The sequence below is a fragment of the Sutcliffiella rhizosphaerae genome (assembly GCF_917563925.1).
Classification (GTDB): Bacteria; Bacillota; Bacilli; order Bacillales; family Bacillaceae_I; genus Sutcliffiella_A; species Sutcliffiella_A rhizosphaerae.
On record NZ_CAKJTJ010000004.1, the window covers coordinates 121,940 to 136,856 of the forward strand.

General features: G+C 38.4%; 16 protein-coding genes. 2 read left to right on the forward strand and 14 right to left on the reverse strand.

Translation table 11 applies throughout. From position 1 onward, the window contains the following. Nucleotides 1-111 precede the first annotated feature (111 nt). The 7 genes from LRP81_RS05440 to LRP81_RS05470 form a co-directional block, all read right to left on the reverse strand. Nucleotides 112-612, reverse strand: a complete 501-nt coding sequence (locus LRP81_RS05440; RefSeq protein ID WP_230500247.1) for a EutP/PduV family microcompartment system protein — start codon at nt 610-612, stop codon at nt 112-114. 19 nt (nt 613-631) lie between these two features. Further along, entirely contained in the window at nt 632-973 is a 342-nt protein-coding gene (gene eutS, locus LRP81_RS05445; protein ID WP_230500248.1) for an ethanolamine utilization microcompartment protein EutS, read from the reverse strand. Between the two features lie 31 nt (nt 974-1,004). Further along, on the reverse strand, nt 1,005-2,273 hold the full coding sequence (eutH, locus tag LRP81_RS05450; protein ID WP_230500249.1) for an ethanolamine utilization protein EutH: 1,269 nt from the start codon (nt 2,271-2,273) through the stop codon (nt 1,005-1,007). Between the two features lie 178 nt (nt 2,274-2,451). Then, nucleotides 2,452-3,024, reverse strand: a complete 573-nt coding sequence (locus LRP81_RS05455; RefSeq protein WP_230500250.1) for an ANTAR domain-containing response regulator — start codon at nt 3,022-3,024, stop codon at nt 2,452-2,454. 4 nt (nt 3,025-3,028) lie between these two features. Next, nucleotides 3,029-4,444 carry a sensor histidine kinase gene (locus LRP81_RS05460; RefSeq protein WP_230500251.1) on the reverse strand — a complete coding sequence of 472 codons (1,416 nt, stop codon included), beginning with the start codon at nt 4,442-4,444 and terminating at the stop codon, nt 3,029-3,031. A gap of 125 nt (nt 4,445-4,569) precedes the next feature. Beyond that, a complete protein-coding gene (eutC, locus tag LRP81_RS05465; protein WP_230500252.1) occupies nt 4,570-5,427 on the reverse strand; it encodes an ethanolamine ammonia-lyase subunit EutC in 858 nt (285 codons plus the stop codon). Nucleotides 5,428-5,475: 48 nt separating this feature from the next. After that, nucleotides 5,476-6,837, reverse strand: a complete 1,362-nt coding sequence (locus tag LRP81_RS05470) for an ethanolamine ammonia-lyase subunit EutB (protein WP_230500253.1) — start codon at nt 6,835-6,837, stop codon at nt 5,476-5,478. A gap of 283 nt (nt 6,838-7,120) precedes the next feature. On the opposite strand from LRP81_RS05470, the gene LRP81_RS05475 reads away from it, so the two are divergent. Together LRP81_RS05475 and LRP81_RS05480 are read left to right on the forward strand one after the other, a co-directional pair. Next, on the forward strand, nt 7,121-7,543 hold the full coding sequence (locus tag LRP81_RS05475; RefSeq protein ID WP_230500254.1) for a hypothetical protein: 423 nt from the start codon (nt 7,121-7,123) through the stop codon (nt 7,541-7,543). A gap of 146 nt (nt 7,544-7,689) precedes the next feature. After that, nucleotides 7,690-8,124 carry a hypothetical protein gene (locus LRP81_RS05480; protein WP_230500255.1) on the forward strand — a complete coding sequence of 145 codons (435 nt, stop codon included), beginning with the start codon at nt 7,690-7,692 and terminating at the stop codon, nt 8,122-8,124. Nucleotides 8,125-8,296: 172 nt separating this feature from the next. Here LRP81_RS05480 and LRP81_RS05485 read toward each other — a convergent pair whose 3' ends face one another. From LRP81_RS05485 to LRP81_RS05515, 7 genes are all read right to left on the reverse strand, one after another. Then, on the reverse strand, nt 8,297-8,998 hold the full coding sequence (locus tag LRP81_RS05485) for a metallophosphoesterase family protein (protein ID WP_230500256.1): 702 nt from the start codon (nt 8,996-8,998) through the stop codon (nt 8,297-8,299). 255 nt (nt 8,999-9,253) lie between these two features. Then, complete coding sequence (locus LRP81_RS05490) at nt 9,254-9,907, reverse strand: permease prefix domain 1-containing protein (protein ID WP_230500257.1); 654 nt, start codon at nt 9,905-9,907, stop codon at nt 9,254-9,256. After that, nucleotides 9,891-10,250, reverse strand: a complete 360-nt coding sequence (locus LRP81_RS05495; RefSeq protein ID WP_230500258.1) for a PadR family transcriptional regulator — start codon at nt 10,248-10,250, stop codon at nt 9,891-9,893. Before LRP81_RS05495 ends, LRP81_RS05490 begins: the two co-directional genes overlap by 17 nt. Before the next feature lie 398 nt (nt 10,251-10,648). Continuing rightward, nucleotides 10,649-10,801 (reverse strand): hypothetical protein, encoded by a 153-nt coding sequence (locus LRP81_RS05500; protein ID WP_230500259.1) that lies wholly within the window; start codon nt 10,799-10,801, stop codon nt 10,649-10,651. Nucleotides 10,802-10,818: 17 nt separating this feature from the next. Beyond that, a complete protein-coding gene (locus LRP81_RS05505; protein WP_230500260.1) occupies nt 10,819-10,971 on the reverse strand; it encodes a hypothetical protein in 153 nt (50 codons plus the stop codon). A 12-nt stretch (nt 10,972-10,983) separates the two neighbouring features. Further along, entirely contained in the window at nt 10,984-12,192 is a 1,209-nt protein-coding gene (locus tag LRP81_RS05510) for an excalibur calcium-binding domain-containing protein (RefSeq protein WP_230500261.1), read from the reverse strand. A 107-nt stretch (nt 12,193-12,299) separates the two neighbouring features. After that, nucleotides 12,300-14,891 (reverse strand): Ig-like domain-containing protein, encoded by a 2,592-nt coding sequence (locus LRP81_RS05515; protein WP_230500262.1) that lies wholly within the window; start codon nt 14,889-14,891, stop codon nt 12,300-12,302. Between the last annotated feature and the right edge of the window lie 26 nt (nt 14,892-14,917).

Here is a 14,917-nt window from a genome sequence, read left to right on the forward strand (position 1 = left end):
CAAAAAGGCACCTCATACTAACTACCTGTAAAAGATAGCTGTATAAGGCGCCTTTGCCGATTATTATTTTATATAAAGAATATAATTTATATTCAGAATTTTGTAAAGGGGTTACATGAATATAACATAATCGGATGGGTTTTCCTTCAAATAGCTTTCCATTTCCTGGTGAGATTGACAGGTTACTAGCTCTTTTATCTCCTTTACCCCCTCCCCCTTTAATGAAGAGGTAATAACGATTGGACCTTTCGGGATTACCTTTTTTAACTCTGCTATGGCAAATGGTACATCGGCATCCTCTTCATCCGATTTTGTCACTATTCCAATAGGGATTTTATTTAAGCCATGGCTGAAGCCAGGCGGAAATATAGTCTTTCTTTTTGTTGCATCCTGTAGAAATAAAATGTGAGAAACCTCGAGAGCAGTTGCCATGATATTTTTATAGAAAAGAGGATTTTCCGTATATTCACCAGGTGTATCGACAATCCAATCATAATAGTGAAGAGACTGTGTTTTTACCGCCTTCCTCTTTTGGCCAAGAAGAGCATGGGTCAATGTTGATTTCCCTGCTCCAATGGATCCAATGAGCATGGCACGGTTTTTTCTTGTCATATAATCCCCCTTTTCATTTTTATGATTTAGTTATATTTGCAGGGGTATAACTAAGAGTATCGTGAAGAAAGCGATTAATTTCTCTCATAGACATGTCCACTTCCGAAACACTTCCGACAATAACAAGGCTTCCTGTAAAGCGATCTAAAAAACCAATTTTGACATTTGCTGCTTTTGTTGCAAGGTCGCCTGCGATAATCACCGTTTCACTAGGGGTTAACGTTAATATTCCTAGTGCACCCGCTTCTTGTATCCCCAATTTTTCAAACATATCTGGATCAGGGTTTGCAATCAAATGACTTAGCGTTACTTGTTTACCAGGTACAAATTCTTGAATAAACCGTTTTTTCTCTTCACTCATCGGGAAAATCCTCCTTGCTGTTTATGATCTGCTACATTGATTTTGTTCGATGGTCAATAGTAAAATCCTTCTCCATATATTCGTCTTTTCCAATAATCCCTGCTTCCCGATCCTTTTTCTCTAATTCCAAAGCTTTCGGGACAGACAACCAATAAGCCAGTCCAATTCCAATCACACCAGCTGCCAACTTACCAACGATAATCGGTAATATCAAACTTGGCTGGAAATTTGCCGTGAAAGACAGGTGATCACCTAGTAGGAATGCCGCACAAACTGCAAACGAAATATTAATGACTTTATCTTTTGGCGGCATATTCCGTACTAACTTAAACATAGCTAGAATATTAGCTATGGTCGCTAGAATACCTGCACTTCCTTCTTTACTTAATCCGAATTTTCCACCCATCGCTTCAAGTGGTCTTCCTGCATATTTTTGAAGTAAATAGACCATCGGGAAGGCACCTGCCAGCATAATTCCGATATAACCAGCAGTTTCAAGTGCACGGAATTGGTCAACTTCGTCTGCCATAATCGGGTCGAATCCCCACGCTCCAAATACGGCTGAAAATACCCCTGTAAAAATTTCAACAATGGAAAATACCAAAACAAGCTTAATTCCAGCGTCCAAAAATTTACCAAACCACATAAATCCTTTAATCATCAGATCAGGGAGGAAATATAAACCAATTGCGATTAAAATAACAAAAATTAAAAGAGGCGATAAATTCAGAAACATTTTCAAGTAAGAAATGGTAAATTGATATGATGATTCCGAAGAAGTCGAAACGATTTCACGAACTTTTGTATTGGTTACTAAAATCAATACACTGGAAATGAACGCACCAATTGGAATCGTCAATACACCCGACATGATTCCAAGTGCCATGTACTTATGGTCCCTCTTATCCAACATGGCAAGTCCCATGGGGATAGAGAAAACGATAGTTGCCCCTGCCATGAATCCGACAATCAAGGCCATTATCCAGCCTTCATAGGATTGCTTTAATACCTCAGCCAACTGATAGCCACCCATGTCGGATGCCAAAATTGCCGTTGCAGCAATGGCTGGATCTGCTCCGATTTTTGCGAAGAATGGTCCACATACTTTATCTATGAACCATGACAAATATGGAATGGAAGCCATAATTCCTGCGGCCGGGACAAAAATATGCCCTACCGAGTGCATCCCCTCCATGAATTGCTTTCCAACACCTTCCTCACTATTAATGATAGCGCCAATTGCACCAATTACCGCACACACCATAATGATATAAATGACAATGTTTCCAACCAAGACCATAGCATACCCCTCCAACATTTAATTTATTTTTTCTATTTCAACGGAAGATTGTTTCTTGGCTTTTCTTCAAGAAGATATATATTCGTTCCTTTCATCCCCTCCTAAAAATGACAAAAAGGTACTAGGTGGTTTTATTTTGCTTAAACCACTTAGCACCTTTGCTACTTTTATTTACTTGTTATGTGTTGTACTTTAGAATAATGGTTTTGGCTACTTTTTCAAGTGTAACTTGCCTGTCCATGCTGATAGTTCGCATTCTACTATATGCAACTTCCTCAGTCATCTGGAACCGTTCCATCAAAATTCCTTTTGCTTTCTCCACAATCTTCCGGTTTTTTAATCTAGTATTCATTTCTTCGACTTTTTGTTTATATTCGTTCGCATTCTCTGCCTGCTTCAGCGCAATCTCTATTGCTGGAATTAAACTTGCTTCTGAAATCGGCTTAACTAGATAGCCTAAAATATTTGCCTGTTTCGCTTTATCAATATACTCTCGTTGGCTGTAAGCGGTCAGAAGAATAATAGGAATGTTGAATTTAGATGATATGATTTTGCTGGCTTTCAATCCATTTAGCTTAGGCATTTTTATATCCATCAAAATTAGATCTGGCTTAAGGGAAAAGGCCAGCTCAATAGCCTTTTCACCATCCCCGGTTTCCCCGACAATTTCGTAACCTGCATCTTGTAGCATCATAGAAATATCTAACCGAACGATCGATTCATCTTCAACAAGCATAATTCTCTTTTTCATCCCATCACTCGCTTTCCATAGGGAACCCTATAGCTGCAATCGTTCCTGACTGTGTTTTACGAATGGTAAAATGACCGGAAAGATCGTGTTCCGCCATCATTTTGACTACCTCCAGCCCCAGTGATGGCTTGGAGCTTTCAGAGTATCCCACCCCATCATCCTCTACTTGTACGTTCCATTCAAGTCCATTGGCATAAAAGGTAACATGGATATTTCCCGAACTGCGATTTTGGAAAGCATGATTCACACAATTTTGGATGAGTTCATTTATAATAAGGGAAACAGAAACAGCTTTATTTGATTTAATGGTCAATCTTGGACCTGCATAGCTAATACTAATAGCTTTTGAATCTTCTTGTGGCTGTTCCACTAGCATATTGCCTATTTTCTCAATTAAACTATAAACCTCGACATCGTCCTCACTAGAATTGGATAATATAATTTCATAGACATGAGCGATACTTAGGATCCTATTCAAGCTTTCCACAAAATGAACTTTGCTTTCTTCAGGCACACCTCTTCGCATCTGTAAACGCAGCAAGCTTGCTACCGTTTGTAGATTATTTTTTACACGATGATGAATTTCCCTTATTGCTACACTTTTTACAATTAGTTCTCGCTCTTTTTGGCGCAGTTCTGTCATATCCCGAAAAATGATAAATGTACCTTCCGTTTTTTCTCCCAAACAAATTTTTTTCACTTGGAACGTCCGGTTGGTTATTTCGACCTCTGTTACTAATAAATCTTCTGAATTTTGTAAGATAGGATTTAAACATGGGAAGTAGGAAATGAGGTCCGTTCCCACATTACAATCTGTAGAACATACTTCTGACACAAGGTTAATGGCGGCCGGATTGTAGTAAAGCAACTTACCTTTAGGATCGATGAAAAATAATGCCTCTTCAATCACTTCGGAAATGATAGGTCTATTTTCTGTCATTCCAATCAAAATCTCACTTAACGTTTCCGTTGTTTTTGATAGCGCTTTCATTTTATCTTGGTGCTGCAATTTTTCGCTGATGTCTTTTTCCATGATTAAAGTTCCTATAATGCGGTTACTTGCCCCTTTTATAGGAACGACACTTTGTTCAACTGTTTTTCCCTCTTGCGTAATGGCTCGGTTAAGAAACATATTCTTTCCTGTCCGCAACGAATAGAAAACTGCTGGTTCAAACGCCTCGTATGCAAACTTCCCTACAACTGGATGTTTGTATACTGATTTGGCTGTGGTTGGTGCTGCTTCTGCAACCACAATGGCATGTTTTCCCTCTATAGTTGGACAATCAATGAATACATTGGCTTGGTTCAAATCTGCCATAAATGGGAGATTACGCGATAATTCTTCTATTTTTACAATATCATCTTCTATTAAATTAGTATGAAGATGACAAAGCGACTCTACCAAGGTGGTGTTCGTCATAAAAATATCTCCAAATTCCCTAGAAAATAGTTAGAATATAGTGAATATTATATTTTTTACAAAAGTATTTGTCAATGCAAGTTTATTCCTCTAGGAATATTTTACTTAGTAAAAAGTCTCGGATTTTATTCACCTTTTATTCTAGCTAACTTAACTCCACTTGCCTTATAATGTAATGACTGTTCTAATAAATCTGCTAAGTAAGCACCAGCTTCCACGGGAGGAATACCACCTTCATGGATATTTGAAATGACCGTACGATCCGCTTCTACGGATTTCTCATTAGGTCGATAAATGAAATAAGCGCTGACACTCTTGGAGGTTGCTAGACCTGGACGCTCACCAATGAGAGATATTACAATCTCACAATCTGTAATGCTAGCAATTTCATCTTGAATCCAGACACGACTCTTTTGGATAAACACCGGCTCTCCTACTGAAATGTTCTTCACCTTTAATCCTTGTAAAAGGGCAGGCAACAAATCTGGTATGGTTGCTTCCACTCCAGTTGAACTTAACCCATCAGAAATGATTACTTGGACTTGTTGTTTTTGTCGGAGGTTCTTTTGTGCCCACTCTATTGAGTGTGCGGAAAGTCTTCGTCCTGAGTCCAAATTCATCAAATATTGTTCCATCGATTCCGCTCTAGACTGCAATACAGGAAGGCTCATCGTCTTAATAAACTCTTTTGACACATCTTTAAACACAGCATCCTGTGCTGCTGCATGGTCAATTCGAAAATCTAAATAATTTTTCGTCTTCATCCTCGTTCCTGTTCGCCCAATTCCAATCCTTGCAGGGGTGATTGCCTGGGCTTTCTCTATATCTTCTTTCTTGATGGCATCATCTACTGTTACAATCTTTTCCGTTTTATAGATTACTTCATTTACTTGATGCTTTTTAGATGGTGTGGTTTCTACTATCTTTGTATCATTTTTCTCCAATTCCTTCATGACCATTTCCACGATTGCTTGAATATCCATTTATTTTTCCTCCTCCCTTAAGTATCGTTTTCAACCTTTAGAAAAGAACTAAGTAAAAATCGATAAATCTCCAGCGCTCTCAGTCAGACGACCATCCTTCATTATCCCCATTTTCTCCAACCACACCTCAAACTCTCGTAACGGTCGTAATCCTAGCATCTCTCTCAAGCTAGCATCATCATGATAACTTGTATCTTGGTAGCTAAGCATGACATCATCTCCACCTGGCACACCCATATAAAAATTTGCTCCTCCCAAGGCAGTAAGCATGCCAGCAATCTCCTGGTCATTCTGATCAGCCATCATATGGTTGGTATAGGTAGGGGCAATACCCATTGGAAGACTATGGAGTTTCCCCATGAACAAATCCTCCAAATCTGCTCGAATTACTTGCTTGCCGTCATAAATCGTTTCAGGACCAATAAAGCCTGAGACATTATTCACCATAAAAGGATACCAATGCCTTGCATACCCATACGTTCTTGCTTCTAATGTTTGCATATCGACACCATCATGTGCATCAAGGGATACTTCAGAGCCTTGTCCTGTTTCAAAGTAAAACTGGTTAGGACCAGTTGATGTACTATATTTCCTCATCATTTCAAAAGCCTCATCCAGTATCTCTTTTGATACCCCAAAATCATCATTAGCCTTCTGTGTACCAGCTAAACTCTGAAACATTAATGCAATTGGTGCACCTTTTTTCAATGCTTGCATTTGCGTAGTGATATGAGCCAACACACAGTTCTGAGTAGGAATATTCCATTTGCTCATAAAGTTATGTGTCATATGTAATATCCTTGAGACAGATTCCACAGAATCATTATTTGGATTTACGCCAATAACAGCATCCCCTGCCCCATAAGATAACCCCTCTTTTATACTTGCCAGTATTCCATCTAGATTATCTGTCGGATGATTAGGCTGACAACGAAAAGCTAGGCGTCCCTCTTCACCTATTGTCGTATTGCAATGAGCAGTAGGACGAATCTTTTGAGAAGCAAGTACAAGATCAATACTGGACATGAGTTTTGCCACCGCTGAAATCATTTCACTAGTCAGACCTTTGCTGAGTCGAAATAAATCACCAGTTTTTGTAGAGTGGGATAAAATATAGTTTCGAAGCTCCCCTACAGACCACTCTTTTATTTCCTTATAGATGAACTGCTTAATATCATCGTAAATAATCCGGGTTACTTCATCTTTCTCATATGGAATTACAGGATTTTCAAAAATCTCCTTCAAAGGTAGTTCACTCAACACTACCTTAGCTGCCATTCTTTCTAAAGAAGAATTAGCTGCAACACCTGCCATAATATCTCCCGATTTTTCCTCACTTGCCTTTGCCAGAATATCTTTTACTGACTGAAAAGTATAATGTTGACCTTTTATTTTTGTAGAAAACAACATACTGAAGCCTCCTTGTTTTTTGTAGAAGCCATTTTCTTTTCTAATCAAACAAAAAAATGCCAAACGAGTCCACTTCATTAGATTGACTTCGTTAGGCATCTTCACCCAGCACTATTCATTTTGTACTTTTGAGTATAGCAGAAAATATTTTTAAAATAAAGATAGTTCTGATAATTACTCAAAGCAAGGGATCGTTTTAACACTACCTTTTTTCTAAATATAGGAAACTTTTCCACCTGAAAAACGTCTAATTAAGGAGTAAATCTTATGGAGGTTGGTTGAATTGCGTTTCATACGGGTAATTAGTTTTATAGGAATTATACTGGCTTCTCTACTTTTAGGATGCCAAAGCAAGCAAGTGAACGAGCTGCGTGCACATGAAATTACAAGTGTAAGTATATCTGAATCTGCTGGCTTTAGTAATTTTAATACAGAATTCTTTATTACGTATGAGGATGAGAATTCACTTGCGTTTTTTGAACAGCTCTTCACACATGCCAAAAAAGAACAAGGTGTTGCAGACATGGCAGACCCTGAATACGACATGGAAGTTCTTTATTCTAATGGTGATAGACATACCTACTACCTTTGGGCTGGAAGTCCTGGAAACCAAAGTGTTTTAATGCAATTAAAGGACACCCATACTATCTACACAACATCGACTGAGCAGACACTTCAATTGTTAGAAATGCTGGATGGAAATTGATGTAGATATGATAGCAATTTTTAGCGAGAGTTAATTATGTGTGGTTGTTTATCCGTTGTTCATTAACTCATTTCAATACCCTTTTGGTTGTTCATATCTGACCAGAAAACACGTTAAATTACCCCAGCAGATCAGGAGGTTAAAATTTGCGTTATATACGCCTATATATTTTAAGCTTAGTGTTAACTTCTTTGCTCATTGGCTGTCAAAACAATCAAGTGAATCTGTTGGGCTCACAAGACATTACAAGCGTAAGTATCTCTGCATCTACTGGTTTCGGGACAACTAACACAGAATTCTTTGTCACTTACTCAGATGAGATATCACTTACTTTTTTTGAACAGCTACTTGCACAGGCAACCAAAGAGTCTGGGTCCGTTAATATGCCAAATCCCGAATATGACATGGAGGTCCTTTATATGGAGGATGAAAATGTCACCTACCATTTATGGGTAGGTGATTCCGGACATAATAGCACCATTATGAAAGCGGAAGACACCCACACTATCTACACTATTTCGGAAGACTTCACACTTCAACTAATTGAAATGATAGAAGCCAAGGATACCATGCAGGAATAAAGCGTTTAACTTAAAAGATCTCTTTTTTCGGAAAACTTGCGTCATGACATCGATGATGACCAAGATTCTTTTAATTGAATAAATGCCATCATTCCAGCGATGATGGCAAAAGTATACCTGCTTTACTTGAAAAAATGTTGTCATACCAAGATGATGACATTTTTTCATGGACCTAGCTATCCTGCAAAATCAATGCATTTAGCTTGCCTCCATAGACACAGCCGCCGTCAATGCAGATGCGATCTTGGTCTTGGTGATACCAAATGTCGTTGTTGCTTGTGGAGGTTCCGAAGGTTGGATGTTTATGTAGATGTGGAGTTGGGGTGTGCCCAAAGATAATCGTTTTGCCAGTATTGTTTTGCTGTTCCCAGAATTTCTCACGTAGCCATCGGAAATCCCATCTACTTGTTTCTTTCCAATCTTTTAATGAAAGGTCTACCCCAGCGTGAACATAAATATATTGGGAGTCTTCATAGTAGTTTGGCAAACTCTTTAAGAATTCGATATGTTTTGGATAGTGTTTTAAAATAGTCTCTTTTGCAAGTGGATTTTCACCTGAAACGTTGTAAGGATTACAAAAGCTCTCCACCGTTTTCATGCCACCATTTCGGAATAATCTACTTTGTGGGTCATACCCAGGCTCAGCTAACCAGTCTAAAAATATATCCTCATGATTGCCTCCCAAGACAATTACATTCTCACATTCAGATAATTCCATGACCAATTCTAGCACTTCTAGCGACTTTTCCCCTCGATCCATATAATCACCAAGTAGAATGAGAGAGTCTTTTCCCCGTTGATACGATTTCTGCTCTAACAATTCGCAAAACTCATCATAGCATCCATGTATATCCGAAATTACAATTGTTCTCATCGAGTGCCCTCCAATATATGCAATAATTTCCTCTTACTTTAGGCTAATACAACTGGATGAAAATGTCGATTCATTTCACTTTACGAGTATATCAATCCGCTGCTTCTAGATTCTCTAAACAATTTTTTATATAATAGAAAAGAGAAGTGCGCCAACACTTCTCTTCAATTTATTTATTTTTAGGAAGCCACCTATGCTTGTGATGGAGTATGGTGTTTTTTTTTCTTTATGGACAACAGCCATAGATAGCGCCTCCTATTTTCTTCTGTCAGTTCCAGTAAAGAGAAGTCCTAAGAATAAGCCTAATCCAATTAGGAAAAAGACCATAAATGAGCTGATGGCAATATACATTTCACCGGTAGCAAAACCTGCCGTAAAGGCCACAAATAAACTAAATGCAAGAAGCCCTATTGCTACTGAGTAAAGTATGGCCCGTATTTTATTCATCGCATATTTTTTCTTTGTTTCTCTTGTGAGCCAGCTATATGTGACAAGTGCTATACCAAACACAACAAATATTGCCGGACCTGCCACAGACTGCAACTGTAGTCCCATAAAGAACAGCATTGCCGTTGTTAAAATACCGAAAGAAATAATGAGTATCCCAGTAATCAATCCAGCTGCAGAAATACGGTCTGTCATGGATGAATAGACTGCTTGCTTCGCTTTGTCCTTCCCAACTTCCCGCATGTCATCCACCAATCCACTTAGATCTCCCATCGAGCTAACCGCTTCGTTAAAAGCTTCCTTCTCATCCATTCCAGCTTTTTTATAATCCGCAATTTTCTCTTTCAGATTAGTTGTCAACTCTTCTTTAAGATCAAATAATTGCTGACTCTCCCCAACACCAGAAAAGAGATTATCCACATATGAATGAATCTTTTTATCCAAATCACGTTGGTTCTTCATTATGATCTATTCCTCCTTCTATTAATTGTTGTAATACCTGCTTTGCAAAACGCCATTCTTTTTTATTTTGTTCATAGCGTGCTGCTCCGTCTTCTGTTATCCGGTAGTACTTCCTTCTTCCGCCTTGCGTTTCATCTCCCCAATACGATGAAATGAATCCATCCTTTTCAAGGCGGCGAAATGCTGTGTACAACGTCGCTTCCTTCAATTCGTATTGGCTTTTACTCAATTCAATAATGGTCTTATAAATTTCATAGCCATAACTGTCTCCTTGACGAAGGACATTTAAAATAATCGTATCCGTATGACCACGTATCAAATCAGTCGATATTTTGGTTACCACATTACCTCACCTCCTACTATATAATTTATAACATATTACTGTGCGTGTCAAAGTAATATTTGATGTAATTTTGATTTTTGTGGTAATTTTGACAAGGGTTATACGGCGTAGGCTTTTTCTGATGCTTTTTATGAGATTACGAATACTTTTCCGCTTTAAATCTTGGGTTATAGATCGTTTCAGAGTGTTATTTGATATTTTCAAGGGGTATTTGGATATTTTCATGATGTATTTAGATATTTTGGGAGGTTATTTGGATATTTTCTGGCGTTATTTAGATATTTTTGAGAGGTTTTCGATATTTTCTTTAAATCCATCAATTTTCCAAGCTAATTTAAGTTGTAACAATGCAAATAAAAAACGAACCTCTTTTCAATAAGAAGGTCCGTTTTAGATAACTATTTAAAAAATTTACCCAACGCCTTACCAGTTGCCTTTCCGGCAGCTCTACGTGCAATTCTTTTACCTACAGTTCCTTTATTTACTGCATTAATGTCACCTATAATTTTTGCAATAAAGTATAGCCAGCCCCTTGTTTTGTTAATGCTCATTTTCCCACCTCTTAAAGTTATTTACTCTCCTTCTTTTGGCTGCTAGCATTTTCTTTGGTTGTGCGATAAGTACTGACTTTTTCTTTAACAAGCTCTGAATCTTGTTTTTTTGAAAGTAACTTTACAAATACGTCTTCTACCTTATAGCAAACGGTTTTATATATCCCCATAACTTTTCCATCCTAACTAATCATTTTTTTCGCAACATAAACTCGTCGTCCTAACCATGCTAACCCAATGGCCACTACTCCACCTGCCGCAGCATTTGTACTTTTCCTGACATAGTCTTCGTATTCTTGAAAACCCAAATCATAGTAATGATTAAAAATGATCTCGCCCTCGTTAAACTTACTTGGCATAGATTTTTGATTTCCTTCTTTCCCAAGAGTGAATGCAAAATCCTTAATTTCAAAGACAACATCATTTGATTCGAATCCTTCTTTATGCCACGCTAATAATTTTTCATTACTTAAAGAAGGTTTCTGATATTCTAACATCTTGAACGCATCATGGTAGCCTCGATAAAAAAACTCATCTTTTAGTTCATTTTGACCTTCTTCATATCCTTTTTCATATTCTTGGATAAAGTCTTTTTCTTTCGTGTCTGGTAACGAGTAGTTATCTTTTTTTCCATCGGTAAGACCTTGGTTATACATTTCAGCTTTTTTTGCTTCTCTTCTTTCATTCCAAGCCTCTTGAAAACCTTCCTCAAAAGATTTAATTAATAGAGCACTGTGTGTAAATGCACCTGGAATTTGAATATCATCCTGTTTTTGTCCTAATGCATAGCCTGCATCGTATGCCTTCTTTTTTTCCGCTTCTACCTCTTTTTTTCCTTCTTGGTATCCTTTGGTGTATCCTGCTGAGTAACCTTTTTTATATGCATTAGACCCTGAAGCTGCTGCGCTATTAGTATTACTCTCATTTAATCCATCCTTGAAGCCTTGTTCATATCCTTTTTCTTCACCATTTGCTTTGTCTATTTGGTCTTGTTTGTATTGTATTTGTTCCGGGCTATTATTTACTTTTGTTCGATCATAGCTAGAAGGAGGCTCACATGGAATACCGTCACCATCCCGGTCGAGGTCCTCTGGATCATAACTTGCTGAATAACCTTTTGCATTCCAATACTCTACTACCTCATCAAAGCTGGAAAAATCGGAACAGTTTTTATCTGTTCTAACAGGTGCAGGAGCTGGAGCTGGTGTACTTCCGCCAGAAGAGCCGCCACCATTATGGTAATGATATCCCGTGCATAATCCCTTTGCTATGGATTTTTCGCTGCAATTATGTCCTCCATTAGAATCGGTTCTTCCTGAGTGTGCTTCGGCATAATCAGTTATAAATATAATAGATAAAAATAGTAAAAACCCTAGTAGATATTTCAACATACCTTTGTCACTTCTCCTTAAATGAAGCAAGAAAAAAGCCAGTAGTAGGAAATAGAACTGGCCGCTTACTTTCTTTACGTATTTGATTTTTAAAATCTATTAAACAACTATTTCACCACAATAGAAGTTGCCTTACTTTGGTTACCAGCTGCATCTTTTGCGGTGATGCTTAAACTTGTTTTCTTCGGTTGCTTCGAAATTTTCACTGAATAGTTTCCAGCTGAGTTTGCTTTGGCGGATCCTAAAGTGATACTGCCTTTTTTTACTGTGACTGTTGCACCATTTTCTGTTTTTCCTTTAACAACTGTAGAAGTGGAGTAGACGGCATTTATACTTGGCGCTGCAGGTGGTGTTTTATCAACGACTATTCGTTTTGTCGCATCACTCACATTTCCTGCTGCATCTTTTGCAGTAATACTCAAGGTGGTTCCTGCTTTTTGTTTTGCAATACTAACAGAATAGGTTCCATCTGTTTTTACCTTCCTTGAGCCAAGTGTCTTGGAACCAGCTTTTACCGTTATCGTCGAACCTTTTTCGGCTGTGCCCTTAACGGTTGTCGCATTATTCCCAACTTCATTCACTTTTGGAGCTGCTGGTGGGGTGGTATCAACAACTGTTTTCGTTGAAGCCACACTCACATTTCCTGCTGCATCCTTTGCAGTCACACTTACAATTGCACCGGCTTTTTGTTTTGCGATGGTTACGCTGTACTTTCCTTCACTATTCACTTGAGCTGACCCAAGCGTGGTTGTTCCTCTTTTGACAGTTACTGCGGAGCCTTTTTCGGCTGTACCAGTAACTTTCGTGTCATTATCCCCTACCGTGTTTATTTTTGGAGCAGATGGTGGAGTTTTGTCTATTACAGTTATAGTAGTCGCCGTACTCGAATTACCAGCAGCATCCTTTGCTATAACAGATAAAACAGATTCAGCAGCTTGGTTGTTTATTGTTATGGAAAAATTTCCATCCGTATTGGTAGTTCCTGTGCCAATTGTTATTTTTCCTTTATTCACAGTAACAGCGGAACCCTTTTCAGCCTTCCCAGTAACTGCTGTCGAATTATCAGCCACTTGATTGACAGTTGGTGCTCCCGGTGGCGTTACATCTACCACTTTGACGGTTGTAACCTCGCTTACTATTCCTGCTTTATTTTGAGCAAATACCTTAAGCGTTGTTCCTCCAGATTGCTTAGAAATAGAAACGGAGTAAGTCCCACTGTTTGTGACTAGAGACGAACCAAGTACTTGGTCTCCTTTTTGGACATATACCGTTGTGCCAATTTCGGCTGCTCCTGTTACATTTATAGATTGATCTGTCACCTTATTTACTACTGGTGCAGGCACAGGCAGATTTACGTTCACTTCCTGTACAACTGAATTTGTATTTCCCGCCTCATCAATGGCAGTTAATTTCAACGTATATATACCGGAAGATAATCTACTCGTATCCCATCGGCCTAAAACCTCATTATTTACTTCGGAAGTGCCTTGTGAAATCAGCACCCAATTTTTCGGATTGCTCCCTGCCCCATAGTCCAAGCTATATTCTTTTAGCGTATAGTCTGTTACTGTTCCGATTATATCTACAATTTTATATAAAGAATCGGAGGATTTTGGGCTTACGATCTGTACTTCCGGCATGACATCATCAAAAAACGTAATAGTTCCTGTAAATACATCCCCAAAGTATCCGGATTCTCTACTATACATCTGCCACTTTAAAGGAATCGTTCCTAACGGATGTTTCCCTATTACTTTTATCTGAAAAGTTTTGAGTTCATTCGGTGCAATTACTTCTCCTTTTATAAGCGGCTCTGCCTCAAATGACTCCAATCCATTCACAGCTTTAAGCGCAAAGCCCTTTTCCACTGTCCAAGGTTCCGTTCCTGTGTTTTTCATTGTGATGGTCATTGCTGGATCTATAGTTACGGAAGATCTTTCAGGAGTCGAGCTTGTGATTAGTGATGCATCTTGTTTAACTCCTAATGAAAACGGAAAGGGTGCAGAATAACCCGTATAGTTCCCTTCCTTATCAATTGAATTAATAGAAACATAGATAACACTTCGTTGTAAAAGGCTACTTGATGTGACAGAAATTTCATTCTTATGTGCATTTACTTCTGCTATAATATTTGCATTATCTGGAGTGGTCCCTATTCTTACCCGATATTCCTTTATATTGGTATCGGGCGTATCCCATACAAGTGAAACCATTCCCTGTGAAAAATCTGTCAAGCTAATGTTTTGTACTGGATTTGGTGCAGTACGATTAGGAACCGTAACACTTACTTCTTCGGAGGCGCCCGAATCCCCAAACTCGTTATAAGCAATTATTTTAAAATAATAGCGATTTGGATCCTTCTCCGTTCCACCTGCATTATTGTATAAAACACTTGGGTTATCAGGAAGATTGGTTCCTGTTTGATCAAGTTTCAATCGGTATGCCCCAACCTTAATTTCATTGGGACTTGGCCATAGTTTTTGGTTTAACGAACTCCATTCATTCGTCATGCCGATATCAATGGTTTCATACTCTTTTCCATTAAAAATAGAGAGCTTATATCCTTTCGCTCCTTGAATATGATGCCATGACAAGCGAACATAGCCTTCTTTGGAGTTTGCTGATAAACCATACGCTAGTGCGCTATGGATCGCTGGCCTAGGTGTGTAGTTTATTTCTAATCGTGGGGCTATGTCCATTTGATTGTAGCTTTTATTAAGATAAC